Consider the following 15,485-nt stretch of genomic DNA (forward strand, 5'->3'; position numbering starts at 1 on the left):
CGACGTTGCGCTTACAGGCCGAGTAGGCCGCCCGCCAGCCCCGCGAGATATTTGTGATATTCGCGAAACAGCGTGGCAAAATTGGGCTCGCTGCGCACCGCGTCGGGCAGGATCGTCACCTTGTCGCCGATCGCGCGGCCGATTTCATATTCGGCGCGGCGCATGTGCCAGTCGGTGGTGACCAGCCGCACCGTTTTATAGTTGCGCCGCGCAACCCAGGTCGCGACCTCGGTCGCGTTCGATCGCGTATCCTCGGCCTCGAACCCCAGCGCGATACAGCAATCGAACAGCGCCGTCGGGCGCCTGTATTCGGCGGCGAGTTCGCGTGGTTTCACCTCGCGCGCGACGCCGCTGATCAGCAGCCGCTTGGCATCGCCCGCCTCGAGCCGCTCAAGCGCCCGGTCGATGCGACCCGGTCCGCCCGTCAGCACCACGATGGCGTCGGTTTTTTGCGCCGCCGCGGGCAAGGGCGGCAGCAGCGCGAACCACGCAAATCCCAGCACCCAGGCCAGGAAGAGAAGGGAAATCAGGCGCTTGATCATAAAATCTTCTTGAGCGCGGCGAGCAACGTCTGGCGCGCCGTCAGGGCTGCGAGCGCGATAGCCAATAGCGGCAGCGCCAGCAAGAGCGCCCAGCCGGTCGGCCCGAGCGAGGCGGTGGCGGCGAGCCCCGACGTGATCCCCGCCCATTGCCAGCCGATCAGCAGCAGAATCGCCGCGGCGACGACGCTGCCGAGCGCAATGCCATAGGCGGTGTCGATCGCGATCCGACGCTGGAACAGCCGGGTGATCTGGCGGTCGGTCGCGCCGATCAGATGGAGCATCTCGATCGTCGCAAAATGGGTGCCGAGCGCGGCGCGTGCGGTCATGATCACTACCGCGGCGCTGGCGAGCGTCATCAACAGGACCAGCCCGCCGGCGATCCACGCGAGCGAGGCGATCAGCTGCGCGACCGGACCCAGCCATTCGGCATGCGGGATGATCCGGGCGCCGGGAGCTTCGGCGGCGACCAGTGCGCGCAGTTGCTCCATATGGCGACTGCGGTTTTCGCCGACAAAATCGATGTCGACCAAGGCGGGAAGGGGGAGCGAGTTCAGCACCGGATCGTCGCCATCGGCGCTGCCGAACCATTGCCCGAGCGTCGCCTGCAATTCCTCGCGGTCGACCGCGCGCGCTGACAGGACAAAGGGCTGCGCGGCGGCGGCACGGCGCAGCGCCGCGGCCTGTTCGGCGCGCGTCACCGGGTTGGGGGTGACGATCTGTACCGTCACGCGCCCCGCGATCGCGCTGCCGATCGCGTTCGCCGAGCGCGCCAGCCCTACTCCCGCGGCGGCGGCGAGCAGGGTCAGCATCATCAATATCGCGATGACCCACGGCGTCGGCCCCGACAGACGGCGGTCGGGCAGCAGGCGGCGGTGCTGGATGGGGACGCGCGGGATGATCATGGGCGCCCCGTCATGCCCTGTTTGCCGGGGGATAGCGCAAGGCGCCGGTGGGATCGGCGAGCCGCCCCTTTTCCAGCCGCATCATCTGGGCATTTTCGATCCGGCTGATCAGGTGGATGTCGTGGGTCGCGACGACGACGGTGGTCCCCAGGCGATTGAGCGCCTCGAACAAGCCCAGCAGGCGCATTGCCATTTCGGGATCGACGTTACCCGTCGGCTCGTCGGCGACGAGCAGCTGCGGCCGTGCGATCACCGCGCGCGCGATTGCGACGCGCTGCTGCTCGCCGCCCGACAGCGTGGCGGGGCGCGCATCGGCGCGGTCGCCGAGCCCGATCCAGCTGAGCATTTCGCCGACCGGCCCCGACAGATCCTCCTCGCTGACTCCCGCGATGCGCAGCGGCAGCGCGATATTGTCGCGCGCCGACAGATGCGGGATCAGGCGGAAATCCTGAAACACCACCCCGATGCGGCGGCGAAAGCCGGGCAGGCGCTGGCGCGGCATGTTGACCAGATCCTCGCCGAACAGGCGGACGATGCCGCGGCTCGGCCGCTGCGCCAGATAGAGCATCTTGAGCAGCGACGTCTTGCCCGCGCCGGATGGTCCGGTGAGGAAATAGAAGCTGCCGGGTTGCAGGTTGAAGCTGATGTCGCACAGTACTTCGGCGTCGGGGCCGTAGCGTAGGCCCACCCCGTCAAATTCGACCATCGCGCCGCCGGGACGCGGGCTTGGTGCGTCCGTCATGGCGTCACGCGCGCGTTCGTTTGCGCGGTAAAATGGGAACGAAAAAGGGGCGCGGCGGCGCTCATGCCCCGCCTGTTACACGGCTGCTGTGTCAGGTAAAGCCGGGAGTGGACGCCTCGCGGCGACGCGGCGCTTGCAACACCGCGAATCAGCGTGTTTAGAAGGGGACCATGATCCTCGCCTGCCCGTCCTGCCACACACGTTATGTCGTCCCCGATACGGCGATCGGCCCAACCGGGCGCACCGTGCGCTGCGCCAGTTGCCGCCACAGCTGGTTTCAGGAGCCCGCGAAGATCGACCCGGCGGCGGCTGCGCCTGTGGTTGAGCCGGTCGCGGCCCCGGCAGCCGAACCCGTGCCATCCTTTACCGAAAGCCCGGCGTCGGTGGCTGAGCCGCCGCCGTCGCCACCCCAAGCCTTTGCCGCCGATCCGGCACCGCGGCCGGCACGCACGATCGTTGACGAAGCGCCGCTGCCATTCCGACGCCCGCGCCGCAACCCGGCGAAGCGCTGGACGCTGATCGCCGCAAGCGCCGCGGCCTTGATGATCACCGCGACAGCTGGACTCATTTATTTCGGCCTGCCCAGCTGGGCACAGGGGCTGGGGCTGCCCGGCATGACTGCTGAGCCCGATCTGGTGATCGAACTACCCCCCAATCAGGATCATCGCGAACTCGCCGATGGCACCATCTATTTCGCCGCATCGGGGGTGATCATCAATCCGACCGACCGCGAACAACGCGTCCCGCCGATCCTCGCCGAATTGCGCGATGCGCAAGGGACGATCGTCTATAGCTGGACAATCAAGCCGCCGGTGCGGATGCTGCCGCCCAATGAAAAGGTCAATTTCAGCGAGGCTAAGCTCGACATTCCGCGCCGCGCCACGCAGCTGACGGTCAGCTGGTCTTTGCCGAAAAGCTAAGTCTTACAAAGATATGGCATGAGGCCACGCCGTCATAAACTCAGCGCAGCGGCCAGCGACAACAGAAAACTGGTCACCGTCGCGACGACGATCGGCGCAAAGCTGCGCCACCCCTGATCGAGCAGCAGATGCAGCCGCGCTTTCATCGCGGTCGCGACGATTGCGAGCAGGAGCAGCGCCTGTGCACCCGTTGCGGCTCCGTCCTGAACGGGCACGGGAATGGCTAAGAGTGAATTGATCGCAGCGACGGCGAGGAAGCCGACGATAAACCAAGGTAGCCGGAGCGGGATTTTCCGCGTCCCATCGCCTTCACCGCGGCGCCCCAGCCACAGCGCGACAAGCATCAGCATGGGAGCGAGCAGCGCGACGCGGGTCAGCTTGACGATTGTCGCCACCTCACCCGCCGCCGGCGAGAAGGAAAAACCACCGCCAATCGCCTGCGCGACGTCATGGATCGACGCGCCGATCAGGAACCCCGCCTGCGCGTCGGTCAACGCCAGCTCGGCGGCGAGCACCGGATAAAGCGTCATCGCAAAGGCGCTGGCGACGGTGATGCCGACCAAAGTCAGCGTGAAACGCGCCTGATCGACGCGCTTGTCGCCGATCAGCGAATAGAGCGCGAGCGCCGCCGATGCGCCGCAAATCGCGGTCGCGCCGCCCGCGAGCAGCGCCGCGTGGCGGTCCTGCGCGAACAGCCGCGCGGTCGCGACGGTGACGACGATGACCGCGAGCATGATCAGCACGAGCAGCGCGAAGGGCAGCGGGCCGAGCTCGACCAGCTGGTCGGCAGTGATCCGCGCCCCGACGAGGACGATCCCGATCCGCAGCGCGGTCTGCGACATCAGGTCGAGTCCGGCGTGGGTGCGCTGATCCTGCGACAGAAAACTCATCGCCAGCCCGATCAGCAGTCCCATCAGCACCAGCGGCGCGGCATAATGATCGGCGAGCCAGGCCGCGGCGAGCGCCGCGATCGCGGTGACGAGCACCCCGGGCAGATAGTCGCGCCAGCGGCGTTTGGCGGGCGGATGCGCTTCAAGCTGCATCTCGCCATACAGGTCGGCGGCCATCGGCCAGTTTCGTTCGGATGGTGCGTTCACGCAGCGTTCCCCATGCCCATGGCGCCGCTTCGCACATCGCCGCGCGATGGTCGATAGGCCAATGCTGCGCGGCGACGCTCTTGCTAGAGGCCGCGCTCTATTGGCACCCGTAGCTCAGATGGATAGAGCGCTGCCCTCCGAACTGGTAAAACGGGCCATCCCTTATGTGCGAGATCGCGCGCTAAGATACTATTATTGGCTGACTAATCTGGAAAGTCTCTAGGGGCGGGCCGACATCCGTATCCGGGGGTTCGCTGCGACTTTCGTCCGCGAGCTTACGCCTCGCTTACGACAAAAGTCAGACCGGAGAATTGCCATGCCGAGACTGACCAAACGCCTTGTCGATGCCGCCAAACCGATGGCAACGGATTAAATCATCTGGGACGATGGCATTCCAGGGTTTGGTCTTCGCGTCCTGAAATCGGGCCGGCGTAGCTACATCATTCAATATCGTGCGGCAGGCCGGTCGCGTCGCTTCACGATCGGCGTCCATGGCATCTGGACACCTGAGAAGTCCCGGCAGGAGGCGATGGCACAGCTCGGTCGGGCCGCCTCGCAGGCCGGAGACGGGCGGGGCGGCGGGCAGCGTTCCTGGGCTATCGCGTGCCACCTTGATATATCCTAAAGGATATGTTTCTAAGGTATAATATCGTTTGAGATATATGACCTTGCAAATATCTGAGGAAATGATATCTGGCATGATATAAATCGGTTTCAGTATATCGTGAAAGATATGAGTTACGCTAGTGATGACATGATAGCGCTGCTGCGCGCGGCGCGCCTCGCCCAAGGCCTGACGCAGCGTGAACTCGGCGAACGCGTCGGTTCGCCGCAGAGCTATGTCGCGCGTCTCGAGGCGGGCGGGACCGATCCCAAAATGTCGAGCCTCGTCGAAATCGCGCGGGCCCTCGACCTCGATCTCAAACTTGTCCCGCGCCAGGCGGTGCCGGTCGTCGACGCTGCGCTGCGCGCCAACAGCCTCGGCCAATTATCCGGCGATGCGACGAGCCGGGCAGTCATGACGATCCGGAATTTCCTGACGCGGCTCAATGGCCTGACGCATCTCGACGAGAAGACGCGCGGCACCCTGGTGAACGAACTCGCGGACCTCGAACTGCTCCGATACGCCGATTTCGACTATCAGGCATTGCAGGCCGCGCTCCGCCCGATGAATCGCGTTCTGGAAAAAGTCGAGGGCGGGAAGACGATCGACGCGCACTGGCCGCGCCGGCTTCGCGACACGCGCGAGAAGCTTAAGAGTCTGCGCAACATGATGGCGCAAGCCCGCCCCGAAGCCCGCCGCTCGGCGTTCGCCCTGGATCACGACGATGCCTAAAACGCTCGCGCTCGCCATTCGTCTCCACGGTGTCCAAATCGGAACGATCGTGCGCCTCGACGGTGATCGGACGATCTTTGCGTTCGATCCGGCCTATATCGCGGATGAGGCGTCCCCCGTCCTGTCGCTGTCGTTCCGGTCGGTCGCGGGCGATCTTCTCACCGAGCATAAGGCGCGCAAGACGCACCTCATGCCCTTTTTCTCGAACCTTCTCCCCGAGGGCATGCTCCGGCGCTATCTCGCGCGCCACGCGAACATCTCCGAACACGCAGAATTCGATCTTCTCGCAAAGCTCGGCGCCGACCTGCCCGGCGCGATCACCGCCATACCGCTGGACGCCGCCGTTCCGGTTGCCGACGTCGACGAGGGAGCGGCGACAAACGAGGGTGCTTCGCCCGCCGACCAGCTGCGCTTCTCGCTCGCCGGCGTGCAGCTCAAATTCTCGGCCCTCGAAAACAAGGGCAAGGACGGCGGGCTCACCATTCCCGTCGGCGGCGTCGGCGGGTCATGGATCGTCAAGCTCCCCTCGACGAAACATGAGGGCGTTCCCGAGAATGAATATTCGATGATGGGAATCGCGCGCGCCATCGGGATCGACGTTCCGGAGACCCGCCTCCTCCCCATCCGCGATGTCGTAGGGCTGCCGGACGATATCGAAAAGATCGGCGACACAGCCTTCGCGATCCGGCGCTTCGACCGGACCGCCGAGGGGCCGGTGCATATCGAGGATTTCGCGCAGGTCTTCGGCCTCTATCCCGACCGCAAATACGACCGCGCGAGCTATCGCAACATCCTCGATGCCCTCGCGAGGGCCGCTGACTTAGGCAGCGCGGTGGAGTTTATGCGCCGCCTCACCTTCTCGGCGCTGATCGGCAATGGTGATATGCATATCAAGAACTGGTCGCTCATCTACCCCGACCGGCGGCAACCGCTCCTCTCGCCGGCCTATGACCTGCTCTCGACCCTGCCCTATGTGCCGGGTGACGACAGCGCGCTCAAATTCGCGCGCGTCTCGCGCTTTCGAGACTTCGACCGCGACGAGATCGCCTATATGGCCTCGAACGCGGGCCTGCCCGAAGCGCCGCTGCTCGCCGCCGCCGATGAAACCGTCGAGCGGTTCATGGAACATTGGCAGGCCGAGAAGTCCCATCTGCCCCTGTTCCCGGGCGTCGCCGATCAAATCGATCGGCATATGGAGACCCTGGCTATCCTAAGCGCTGAGGCCTAGTTCAGCAGGCCCGGAAAGGGGAGCTGGCGCGCCGCCTCATTCGCCTTGTCCTTTGAGAGCTTGAGCGCGTGCGCGACCGACACCGTCGCAGCGGCATCGCCCGCCGCGAGTGCGTCGTCATAGGCCTTCTGCTTGAGTTCGTCAGTTAGGAGATTTTCTGATTCGTCAGTCTTCTGCATAGTTTCCCCCAAAACCCTTAAAACGATCGGAGCAAGATGCAAAAATCGGAAAGAGGGGCAAAGAAGAGCCCGTAAAAATCGGGGTGAACGGGGCGGACAAGTGCCGGATGTCCTACCTGCAAGGCATTTGACTGCGCGATTGCCAGAACGGCATGCTGAACTTCGACGGTCATGGCGCACCCGACAGGATTCGAACCTGTGACCTTCGCCTTCGGAGGGCGACACTCTATCCAGCTGAGCTACGGGTGCGTGCGCGTTGGCCCTAGCCGCTGGAAGTAACTGCCGTCAACGGATTCGGTTTGCACCCCAATTTTGGAGTCGAATCGCCGAGCGCACCCCAATCCCGTCCGATGCTATCCAATGCCTCTCTGGAAGCTGCTTACGAAGCCCTTTTTGCGCCGAGCTATGTTGTAACGGGTAAATTCTCAGTGACTTGAAAATAAGAGATAAAATGTTACAGGAAGTGCCAAAGCGGCGCGCTTGTCGCCTGCCCGCCGAAGGCAAAGGCCAGGGGTTCGAATCCCTTCGGGTGCGCCATTTCCGTTCGATGCTGAGCACTGGTTTTGCGTTATGGTCGAAGTCCGGCCAACCGCATGCTCCAATGCCTTGGTCGATCCGGGTATCGACAGATCGTTCTTAGCCTGTTTCGATGTCGACAGGCGCAAATAGATACAAGCGGGCATTGCGGCAGTGGGTCATTTTTCATGCCTGCCCAAAGAGCTGGCGAACCCGGCTCCAAGCAGTTCGTTCATCGCTTTTGTCTCGTTCGGTGGGAATTGGCCCGATGCGACATCGCTCGACGTGGATTTCAAAGCGCCATTGTGCTGGCATAGTCTGAATCGAATTCTATTTGGCCTGGACGTCGTAATTCCGCGCTTGTCCCGAGGTGTGGTTTCGCGCGATGATTGGGTTGTCTGTGTCTATCGGTTCGATTGACGTGTCGGCTCGTCTGTGGAGGACTCATGAAAGGCTTTGCTCTCGGGCTTGCTGTATCGCTCGCCGCCATAAGCACGCCGACGTCGGGTGAGACGCCTCGCAGCGCGGGTATCTTTGTAGATCCGAATGGCACGACGAAACAGGCCGCCGCCCGGCTGGAGGGTCAATCGGGGCGCGACGCCCTGCTGTTGTCACGCATCGCATCAGCGTCCTGGTTCGCCAGTGGCACACCCGAAGCGGTTGAAATCAAAGTCCGCGACATTGTGGATCGTGCAGCGGCCGCAGGGCAAATTCCGGTCGTTGTCGCTTATGACATACCGTTCCGGGACTGCGCGCTCTATTCGGCAGGGGGGGCGTCGGATAGCGCGGCTTATCTTTCGTGGATAAGGGGTTTCGCCGCCGGCATCGGGGAGCGTCGGGCCATCGTCATTCTCGAACCCGATGGCCTGGGCATCATACCATGGCACCGCACGCTCGATGGGAAAGTCGAACATTGCCAGCCCGCCGGGCAGGACAGCCGTGCGGCTGATGCGCGATATGAACAGTTACGCGGCGCTGTCGCGATCCTCGCCGCCCTCCCCAATGTGCGCTTGTATCTCGACGGCACCGGCAGCAGCTGGCTCGCGCCCGGGGAGACCGCAAGTCGTCTGATCAAAGCCGACGTCGGCCGCGCCACAGGGTTCTTCCTCAATGTGTCCAATTTCGAAAGCGACGCGCGCGTTGTTCCTTATGCGCGCTGGGTGAGCGATTGTATCGCGCTGGTGACGCGCGGTGGCATCGACCCCCGCGACTGTCCCAGCCAATATGGGCCTGCGGATTTCAAGGATCATGGGACATGGGGCGCGACCGACGCAGCATATGACCGCTTGTTCGAAAAGGCAGGGCTGCGGCGCAATCCGGTATCGCAGAAGCATGCGGTGATCGATACCAGTCGCAACGGCAGAGGATCCTGGCAACCGCCGGTTGGCAAATATTCGGATGCCGAAGTCTGGTGCAACCCGCCGGACCGCGGACTGGGTCGCCGACCTACGCTTGAAACGGGCACTCCTTATGTCGATGCGTTTCTGTGGATCAAGATACCCGGGGAATCAGACGGAGAATGCCATCGCGGGCTTGGTGGTCCAGTGGATCCGGAGCGCGGCGTCACAGCGCCGCCCGCGGGATCCTGGTTTGCGCAGCAGGCGCGCGAACTGATCGAATTTGCCAACCCGCCGATTTCACAGGATTGATCGGCGGCGCGATCGCGACTTTGATTATCCTGTCGAAGCGGGCGGGGCGGTCGAAGCGCGAACGAGCAATTCGTGCAGATGATCGCGACGGCGTGGCGCGTCAGAATCGGTGTCCCCATCGAGCATGGCAATGAGCCGGTTTGCCGCGTCCCACGCCATTTCGCGCACGGGTTGATGGACGGTGGTGAGCGGCGGCCAGGCTGTTCGCGACACTTCGGAATTGTCGAAGCCGGCGACCGAGAGATCTTGCGGAACGGACAAGCCAAGGTCGCGTGCCGCTGCAATCGCGGCGACCGCCATGTCGTCGTTCTGGGCAAGAATCGCGGTGGGGCGGACAGGGCGGTCGAGGAGTTCCAGCGCGACCCGGTAACCGACATCATAAGTGAAGTCGCCCGTGCCGACGAGCGAATCGTCGATCGTAACTGCGCCGTCCTGGAACGCCTGCCGATAGCCTTCTAGGCGTCCCCGGCTCGCGGCGTGCGAAGGATCGCCAAGGATGATGCCGACGCGGCGATGCCCGAGCGACAAGATATGCGCGGCGACGGTATGCCCAGCCGCGACCTCGTCCATCGCGACCACCAGACCGCGATCGAGGTCGCTGTGCGGGGTGATGCGGGCGTAAGGAAGCCGCTGCCGTTCGATCATGTCGAGCAGCACCGGCTGATCGCAGGCAGGGGGCGCAAGCAGTACCCCGTCGAGCCCGGCGCGCAGCAGCAGCTTGCCGAGTTCTTCGGGGCGACTGGCGACATGGTTGAACGGAAGCACGACGAGGCGGTAGCGCTCGTTTTCGAGGCGGCCGAGCGCGCCGTTCTGCAGTTCGACGACATAGCTCGGGCTGGGACGTTCGTATGTCAGCCCGATCAGATACGAACGCCGCGCGATCAGGCTCTGTGCGGCGAGGTTGGGGTGATAGTCGAGCGCGGCCGCGGCCTCCTTGACCTTACGGCGCACCGCTTCGCTGACATGGGGGGCGTCGTTGAGTGCGCGCGACACCGTCTTGGGGGTGACCCCCGCGACGCGCGCAATATCGACGATCGTTGATCGTTTAGAAATTTTCTTCTCCGATCAACTAGATAGATCTCCTTTCGACATTGCTGCCGCGTCCCGCATTTCTCTTTAGCGCCTCTATTGACTTCTGTCGAGAATCGACGGTAAACGTTGACCGATAAAACGGTAAACGTTGACATAGATGGGGAGAGGGAATTGAGTCTGTCACGCGCAGCTGTCTTGGCGCTCGGGGCGACGTCGCTCGTCGCGCTCCTTGCTCCCAATTTTATCGAGCGCGCCGCCGCCCAAACGGCTGACGCAGCAATGAACGCACTTGCTACGCCCGAAAACTGGCCTGCGCGCGCGGCGACAGTTGTTGCGGATCCGGCGGTGGAACGCCGGGTCGACGCGCTGCTGGCCGCGATGTCGATCGAACAGAAGGTCGGGCAGATCATCCAGGCCGACATCGCCAGCGTCACGCCCGACGACGTCTATCGCTATCATCTCGGCTCGGTGCTCAATGGCGGCAATTCGGATCCGGGCGGGCGCTATAACGCGCCGGCAAAGGACTGGCTGGCCGCCGCGGACGCCTTTTACGCCGCGTCAATGAAGCGCCATGGCAAGTTGCCCCGTATCCCGGTGATCTGGGGAAGCGATGCGGTCCACGGCCATAACAATGTCGTCGGCGCAACGCTGTTCCCGCATAATATCGGCCTCGGCGCGGCGCGCAATCCCGACCTCATCCGCCGGATCGGCGCGGCAACGGCGATCGAGATGCGCGTCACCGGGCTTGACTGGACCTTTGCCCCGACGCTGGCCGTCGTCCGCGACGACCGCTGGGGCCGCACCTATGAAGGCTTTGGCGAGACCCCCGAAATCGCGACCAGCTATGCCGCGCCGTTGATCGAAGGGCTGCAGGGCAGGATTGGCGACAAGGACTGGCTGCGCGGGCCGCATATTGTCGCCACCGCAAAACATTTCCTCGGCGATGGCGGCACCAGCGGCGGCAAGGATCAGGGCGACGCCGTGATGCCCGAAGCGCAACTCCGCGACCTGTTCAGCCCGCCCTATCTGCCCGCGCTCGACGCGGGCGTGCAGTCGGTGATGATCAGCTTCTCAAGCTGGAACGGCGTCAAAATGCATGGGCATCAGTCGCTGATGACCGGCGTGATGAAGGACCGCTGGAATTTCGACGGTTTCCTCGTCGGCGACTGGAACGGCCATGGCCAGGTCGCAGGCTGCACCGCCACCGATTGTCCACAATCGGTAATCGCCGGGCTCGATATGTACATGGCGCCCGATAGCTGGAAAGACCTGTATCGCACGACGCTCGCCCACGCGAGGGGCGGATCGCTGCCGATGGCGCAGCTCGACGATGCCGTGCGCCGCATCCTGCGCGTCAAGGTCCGCGCCGGATTGTTCGAGGCGGGCAAGCCGTCGTCGCGGCCCTACGGCGGCCGGTTCGAGCTGCTCGGGAGCAAAGAGCATCGCGCACTGGCGCGCGAGGCGGTGCGCGAATCGCTCGTGCTCCTTAAGAATGCCGGCGGGTTGTTGCCGCTCAAGGCGGGTGGCCACATATTGGTCACGGGCGACGGCGCCAACAATCTGACCAAGCAGACCGGCGGCTGGACGCTCAGCTGGCAAGGCACCGGCACCAAGCGCAGCGACTTTCCCAATGCTCAGTCGATCTGGGAAGGAATCGATGCGGCGGTCAAGGCCGCTGGCGGTACCGCAACCCTTTCGGCGGATGGTCGCTATTCCCGCAAGCCCGACGTCGCAATCGTCGTGTTTGGTGAGGATCCCTATGCCGAATTCCAGGGGGATCGCCCCGACGTCGGCTATGACGACACCAAAAACCTAGCTTTGCTGCGTTCGCTCAAGGCGGCGGGTGTACCGACGGTCGCGGTGTTCCTGTCGGGGCGTGCCATGTGGGTCAATCCCTTCCTCAATACGTCGGACGCGTTCGTCGCGGCCTGGCTTCCGGGGTCGGAAGGCGGCGGCGTAGCGGACATCCTGTTCGGCAAGGCCGATTTTCGCGGCAAACTGCCTTACAGCTGGCCGCGATCGAGCGACCAGACCGCAGTCAACGTCGGCGACGCCAACTATGATCCGCTTTTCGCCTATGGTTTCGGCCTGACTTTTGCGGACAAGGGCGATCTTGCGCCGTTGCCTGAAGCGCGCGCGAGCGCCGCGATAGCCGATCCCGGCGTGCTGTTCACTGCCGGCAAGCCGGGAAGCGGGCGCCGCCTGTTGCTGGGAGCGCCCGGCGCGCTGTCTACTAATCCCGGCCCGCAATTGATCGAAGCGCGCCCTGCCGACCGGACAGCGCAGGAGGATTCAGTACGTCTCCGCTGGACGGGGGCAGGTCATGCTGTTGCGACAATCGCCCAGGAAACGCCCGCCGATCTGACCCGCCAGACCAACGGTGATCTCGCGCTGGAGCTTGAGATGAAGGTCAACGCAGCGCCGTCCGCCGACGTCAGCCTTTTGATGGGATGCGGCGCGAACTGTGCGGGGGGCATCCCGGTGCGCAGCCTGCTCACCGAAGCGGCGAAGTCGGACAAATGGACGCGCATCGCTGTCCCGCTTCGCTGCTTTGAAAAGGCGGGCGTCGACATGGCCCGCGTTGAAACACCGCTGACGCTTGCGACCGCCGGCAGCCTCGACATCACGTTATCCTCGGCGCGCATCGTCTCGCCGTCAGGCCCACAACTTGCATGCAAATAACAAGACAAATTAGGGAGGATGTTATGAACAAGGGAATTTTTGGGCGTTCCGCGCTGTTGGTGCTGCTTTCCACCGTCGCCGCCATTCCGGCTTATGCGCAGGAGCCATTGGCCACCGAAACGGCCGCCGATGAGCGCGACGATGTCATCGTCGTGACCGCAAACCGCCGCGAGGAAAATCTGCAGGATGTTTCGGGCGTCGTCCAGACGCTTGGTGCCGACCAGTTGCGCCGCGACGGCATCAGCGATCTGCGCAATCTGCAGGTCGCTATCCCCGGCCTCAGCATCTCCAATCAGGAGGGCAATGTCGAAATCTTCATCCGCGGCGTGGGCTCGGCGAACAGCACCGAGCTCGGCGATCCCGGCGCGGCACCCCACCTTAACGGTACCTATATCCCGCGCCCGCGCGGGCTGGGGCTGATGTTTTATGACCTCGAACGCGTCGAGGTGAACAAGGGGCCGCAAGGCACGCTCTATGGCCGCAACGCGGTAGCGGGAACGCTCAACATCATCACCGCGAAACCGCGCCTCGGCGAATTTGGCGGTTATGCGCAGGCCGAGTTCGGTAACCGCTCCTCCTACGGCGCCGAAGGCGCGATCAACATTCCGCTCGGTGACACCTTCGCGCTGCGCGCCGCGGCCTATTATATCAATCGTGACTTTGGCTTCAAAAATGTCTCGACGGGCGCCCCCGCGAGCGACCTGACGCCCGCGGGGCTCGAAGAGAATTATGCCGGTCGTCTGTCATTGCTCTGGGAACCCAGCGACCAGCTCAGCATCTCGATCGTCGGCGACTATGGCAAGGAAACCGGCACCGGCTATCCGGGCGCCAACATCTTCAGCGCCGTTCAGGCGACCGGCCTCCGCCCCGACAAACTCAACCTCAAAAATGTTGTCTATCGCGGCCTGCAGGGCGAAATGGAAAACGAGCTGTGGGGCGTTCAGGGCAAGATCAACTATGATTTCGGCAGCTTCGGCGCCGAACTGACCGGCAGCTATCGCTCGGTTGATTTTTACCAGGTGAATGCGTCGAGCGAAGGCATCGACTATCCGGGCCGCGATCTGTCCGCTGTGCTGTACGACAATTATTCGGGCAATTTCTGGCAAACCAAGTCAAAAAGCCAGGTCTATGAGGCGCGGGTGTTTGCCAATGAGGATCAACGTTTCCGCTGGAATCTCGGCGGTTTCTACTTCAACGAAGACCAGGAGGTCGGCTATCTTGCGCTCGCGGACCGGGGCTACTGCTGCTACTCCGGAACCGAGTTCACGATGCCCGACGTCAACGGCGAGAGCTATGCCTTCTATGCCGATGGCACGTTCGATGTCACCGACCGGCTACGCTTCCTGGCCGGCATCCGCTACACCGACGAAAAGAAATCGCGCTACGGCATTGGCGGCAACTGGGCGCTGACGCTGGGCGGCGAAGACTTCGCCTGCTGCTTTGCGACCCGCCTCGGCACCGAAGGCTTCAAGCCCAACCTGCTCGACCGGCCCAACTTCGACGTCACCGGAATCAACACGCCGCAGGGGCTGGCGCAATTCCTGATCGAAGGCATCAAGACGCCGGGGCTGCGCGACACGCTGATTGCTCAGATCGGCGCGATCGCCAACGGCACCAACCCGAACGGCACCTGCATCGACCGGCCCGACATCGACAATGGCTTCGTCAACTGCCCGGCGCTCAACCCGTCCAACACGAATGGCGGGTTCAGCTATGCGAACCTGACGATCCCGGGGCAGCAGGTCGGAAGTTCGGAGTTCAACTTCGTCGATTGGCGCGCGGGCATCGAGTTCGACGTCAGCGATGACAATATGCTCTATGCGAAGGTTTCGACCGGTCACAAGTCGGGCGGCTTCAACGACAGCTTCAACGGATCGACGATCCCCGAGACCTTCAGCCCCGAAAAGCTGCTCGTTTATGAAGTCGGCAGCCGCAACAGCTTCGACGCCTTTGGACGGCGGGCGGTCTTGAACCTGACCGGCTTCTATTATGACTATTCGAACCAAGTGTTCCAGGATCTCACCTGTATCAACCTTGACAGCACCCAGACCCCGCCGGTCTGCAACGGCTATTCGTTGGTCAACCGCAACATCGGCGCATCGCGTATCTATGGCGCCGAGGCCGAGCTGCGCCTGAGTCTGCCCGGCAATTTCGGGCTCGACATCAACGCCGCCTATCTGGACACCAAGATCACGCGCGGCACTGTGGCCGATGCGCGCGCACAGGATTTTGGCGCCGGCGGCAATTCGCCGCTGATCAGCTTGGTCGGCAACCGTTTGCCGCTCTCGTCGAAGATGAACGTCAGCGCGCGGTTGTCGCAATGGTTCGACGCAGGACCGGGCCGTCTCGACTGGCAGGCGCTGCTCAATTACCGCTCGTCTTACTTCCTCAGCCAGTTCAACGAGGATGATATCGTGTTCCTGAGCGGGGCGCGGCTGACGTCGCTCGCGGCGGGTTTCCCGGATCGGCAAAAGGGCTATGCGACGCTCAATCTGGGGATCGGCTATACGATCGACAATTTCCGCCTCGAAGCGTGGGCGAGCAACTTCCTCAACGAAGAAGTCTCGCAAAAGGCGTTGGTCGGTTCGTCGCTGAACATCCGGTTCCTGAACGACGCGCGCAGCTATGGTCTGCGGGCGCGCGTGACCTTCTAAAAAAAG

At 63.4% G+C, this 15,485-nt stretch carries 13 protein-coding genes and 1 tRNA gene; 6 read left to right on the top strand and 8 right to left on the bottom strand.

Annotated elements, in window-relative coordinates; all coding sequences use genetic code 11:
• Nucleotides 1–11 precede the first annotated feature (11 nt).
• The 3 genes from CDQ92_RS03100 to ftsE are packed head-to-tail and all read right to left on the bottom strand — an operon-like array spanning nt 12 to nt 2,186.
• Nucleotides 12–542 carry a YdcF family protein gene (locus CDQ92_RS03100; protein WP_088439911.1) on the bottom strand — a complete coding sequence of 177 codons (531 nt, stop codon included), beginning with the start codon at nt 540–542 and terminating at the stop codon, nt 12–14.
• Nucleotides 539–1,444, bottom strand: coding sequence for a cell division protein FtsX (locus tag CDQ92_RS03105; protein ID WP_088439912.1), 906 nt, complete (start codon nt 1,442–1,444; stop codon nt 539–541). Before CDQ92_RS03105 ends, CDQ92_RS03100 begins: the two co-directional genes overlap by 4 nt.
• A gap of 10 nt (nt 1,445–1,454) precedes the next feature.
• The gene (ftsE, locus tag CDQ92_RS03110) at nt 1,455–2,186 is read right to left on the bottom strand and encodes a cell division ATP-binding protein FtsE (protein ID WP_088439913.1); all 732 of its coding nucleotides are present in this window, start codon (nt 2,184–2,186) and stop codon (nt 1,455–1,457) included.
• 170 nt (nt 2,187–2,356) lie between these two features.
• On the opposite strand from ftsE, the gene CDQ92_RS03115 reads away from it, so the two are divergent.
• Nucleotides 2,357–3,106, top strand: a complete 750-nt coding sequence (locus CDQ92_RS03115; protein ID WP_088439914.1) for a zinc-ribbon domain-containing protein — start codon at nt 2,357–2,359, stop codon at nt 3,104–3,106.
• A gap of 32 nt (nt 3,107–3,138) precedes the next feature.
• Here the strand turns inward: CDQ92_RS03115 and CDQ92_RS03120 are convergent, their stop codons facing one another.
• Nucleotides 3,139–4,173, bottom strand: a complete 1,035-nt coding sequence (locus tag CDQ92_RS03120; protein WP_088439915.1) for a YeiH family protein — start codon at nt 4,171–4,173, stop codon at nt 3,139–3,141.
• A gap of 328 nt (nt 4,174–4,501) precedes the next feature.
• The gene (locus tag CDQ92_RS22025) at nt 4,502–4,903 is read right to left on the bottom strand and encodes a hypothetical protein (protein ID WP_444544647.1); all 402 of its coding nucleotides are present in this window, start codon (nt 4,901–4,903) and stop codon (nt 4,502–4,504) included.
• A gap of 33 nt (nt 4,904–4,936) precedes the next feature.
• Between CDQ92_RS22025 and CDQ92_RS03130 the strand changes: the two genes are divergently transcribed.
• Both CDQ92_RS03130 and CDQ92_RS03135 read left to right on the top strand, forming a co-directional pair.
• Nucleotides 4,937–5,539, top strand: coding sequence for a helix-turn-helix domain-containing protein (locus tag CDQ92_RS03130; protein WP_088439916.1), 603 nt, complete (start codon nt 4,937–4,939; stop codon nt 5,537–5,539).
• Complete coding sequence (locus tag CDQ92_RS03135) at nt 5,532–6,767, top strand: type II toxin-antitoxin system HipA family toxin (protein WP_088439917.1); 1,236 nt, start codon at nt 5,532–5,534, stop codon at nt 6,765–6,767. Before CDQ92_RS03130 ends, CDQ92_RS03135 begins: the two co-directional genes overlap by 8 nt.
• Here CDQ92_RS03135 and CDQ92_RS03140 read toward each other — a convergent pair.
• Both CDQ92_RS03140 and CDQ92_RS03145 read right to left on the bottom strand, forming a co-directional pair.
• Nucleotides 6,764–6,946 (bottom strand): hypothetical protein, encoded by a 183-nt coding sequence (locus CDQ92_RS03140; RefSeq protein ID WP_088439918.1) that lies wholly within the window; start codon nt 6,944–6,946, stop codon nt 6,764–6,766. The genes CDQ92_RS03135 and CDQ92_RS03140 overlap by 4 nt on opposite strands.
• 172 nt (nt 6,947–7,118) lie before the next feature.
• Nucleotides 7,119–7,195, bottom strand: a tRNA-Arg gene (locus CDQ92_RS03145).
• A 713-nt stretch (nt 7,196–7,908) separates the two neighbouring features.
• Between CDQ92_RS03145 and CDQ92_RS03150 the strand changes: the two genes are divergently transcribed.
• The gene (locus tag CDQ92_RS03150; protein ID WP_088439919.1) at nt 7,909–9,111 is read left to right on the top strand and encodes a glycoside hydrolase family 6 protein; all 1,203 of its coding nucleotides are present in this window, start codon (nt 7,909–7,911) and stop codon (nt 9,109–9,111) included.
• Between the two features lie 24 nt (nt 9,112–9,135).
• Here CDQ92_RS03150 and CDQ92_RS03155 read toward each other — a convergent pair whose 3' ends face one another.
• On the bottom strand, nt 9,136–10,164 hold the full coding sequence (locus CDQ92_RS03155; RefSeq protein WP_088439920.1) for a LacI family DNA-binding transcriptional regulator: 1,029 nt from the start codon (nt 10,162–10,164) through the stop codon (nt 9,136–9,138).
• 150 nt (nt 10,165–10,314) lie between these two features.
• On the opposite strand from CDQ92_RS03155, the gene CDQ92_RS03160 reads away from it, so the two are divergent.
• Both CDQ92_RS03160 and CDQ92_RS03165 read left to right on the top strand, forming a co-directional pair.
• Nucleotides 10,315–12,825, top strand: a complete 2,511-nt coding sequence (locus CDQ92_RS03160; RefSeq protein ID WP_088439921.1) for a glycoside hydrolase family 3 protein — start codon at nt 10,315–10,317, stop codon at nt 12,823–12,825.
• 23 nt (nt 12,826–12,848) lie between these two features.
• Complete coding sequence (locus tag CDQ92_RS03165; protein WP_088439922.1) at nt 12,849–15,479, top strand: TonB-dependent receptor; 2,631 nt, start codon at nt 12,849–12,851, stop codon at nt 15,477–15,479.
• The last annotated feature ends 6 nt before the right edge of the window (nt 15,480–15,485 follow it).

The sequence above is a fragment of the Sphingopyxis bauzanensis genome, from assembly GCF_002205675.1.
In the GTDB taxonomy this organism is placed as follows: domain Bacteria; phylum Pseudomonadota; class Alphaproteobacteria; order Sphingomonadales; family Sphingomonadaceae; genus Sphingopyxis; species Sphingopyxis bauzanensis.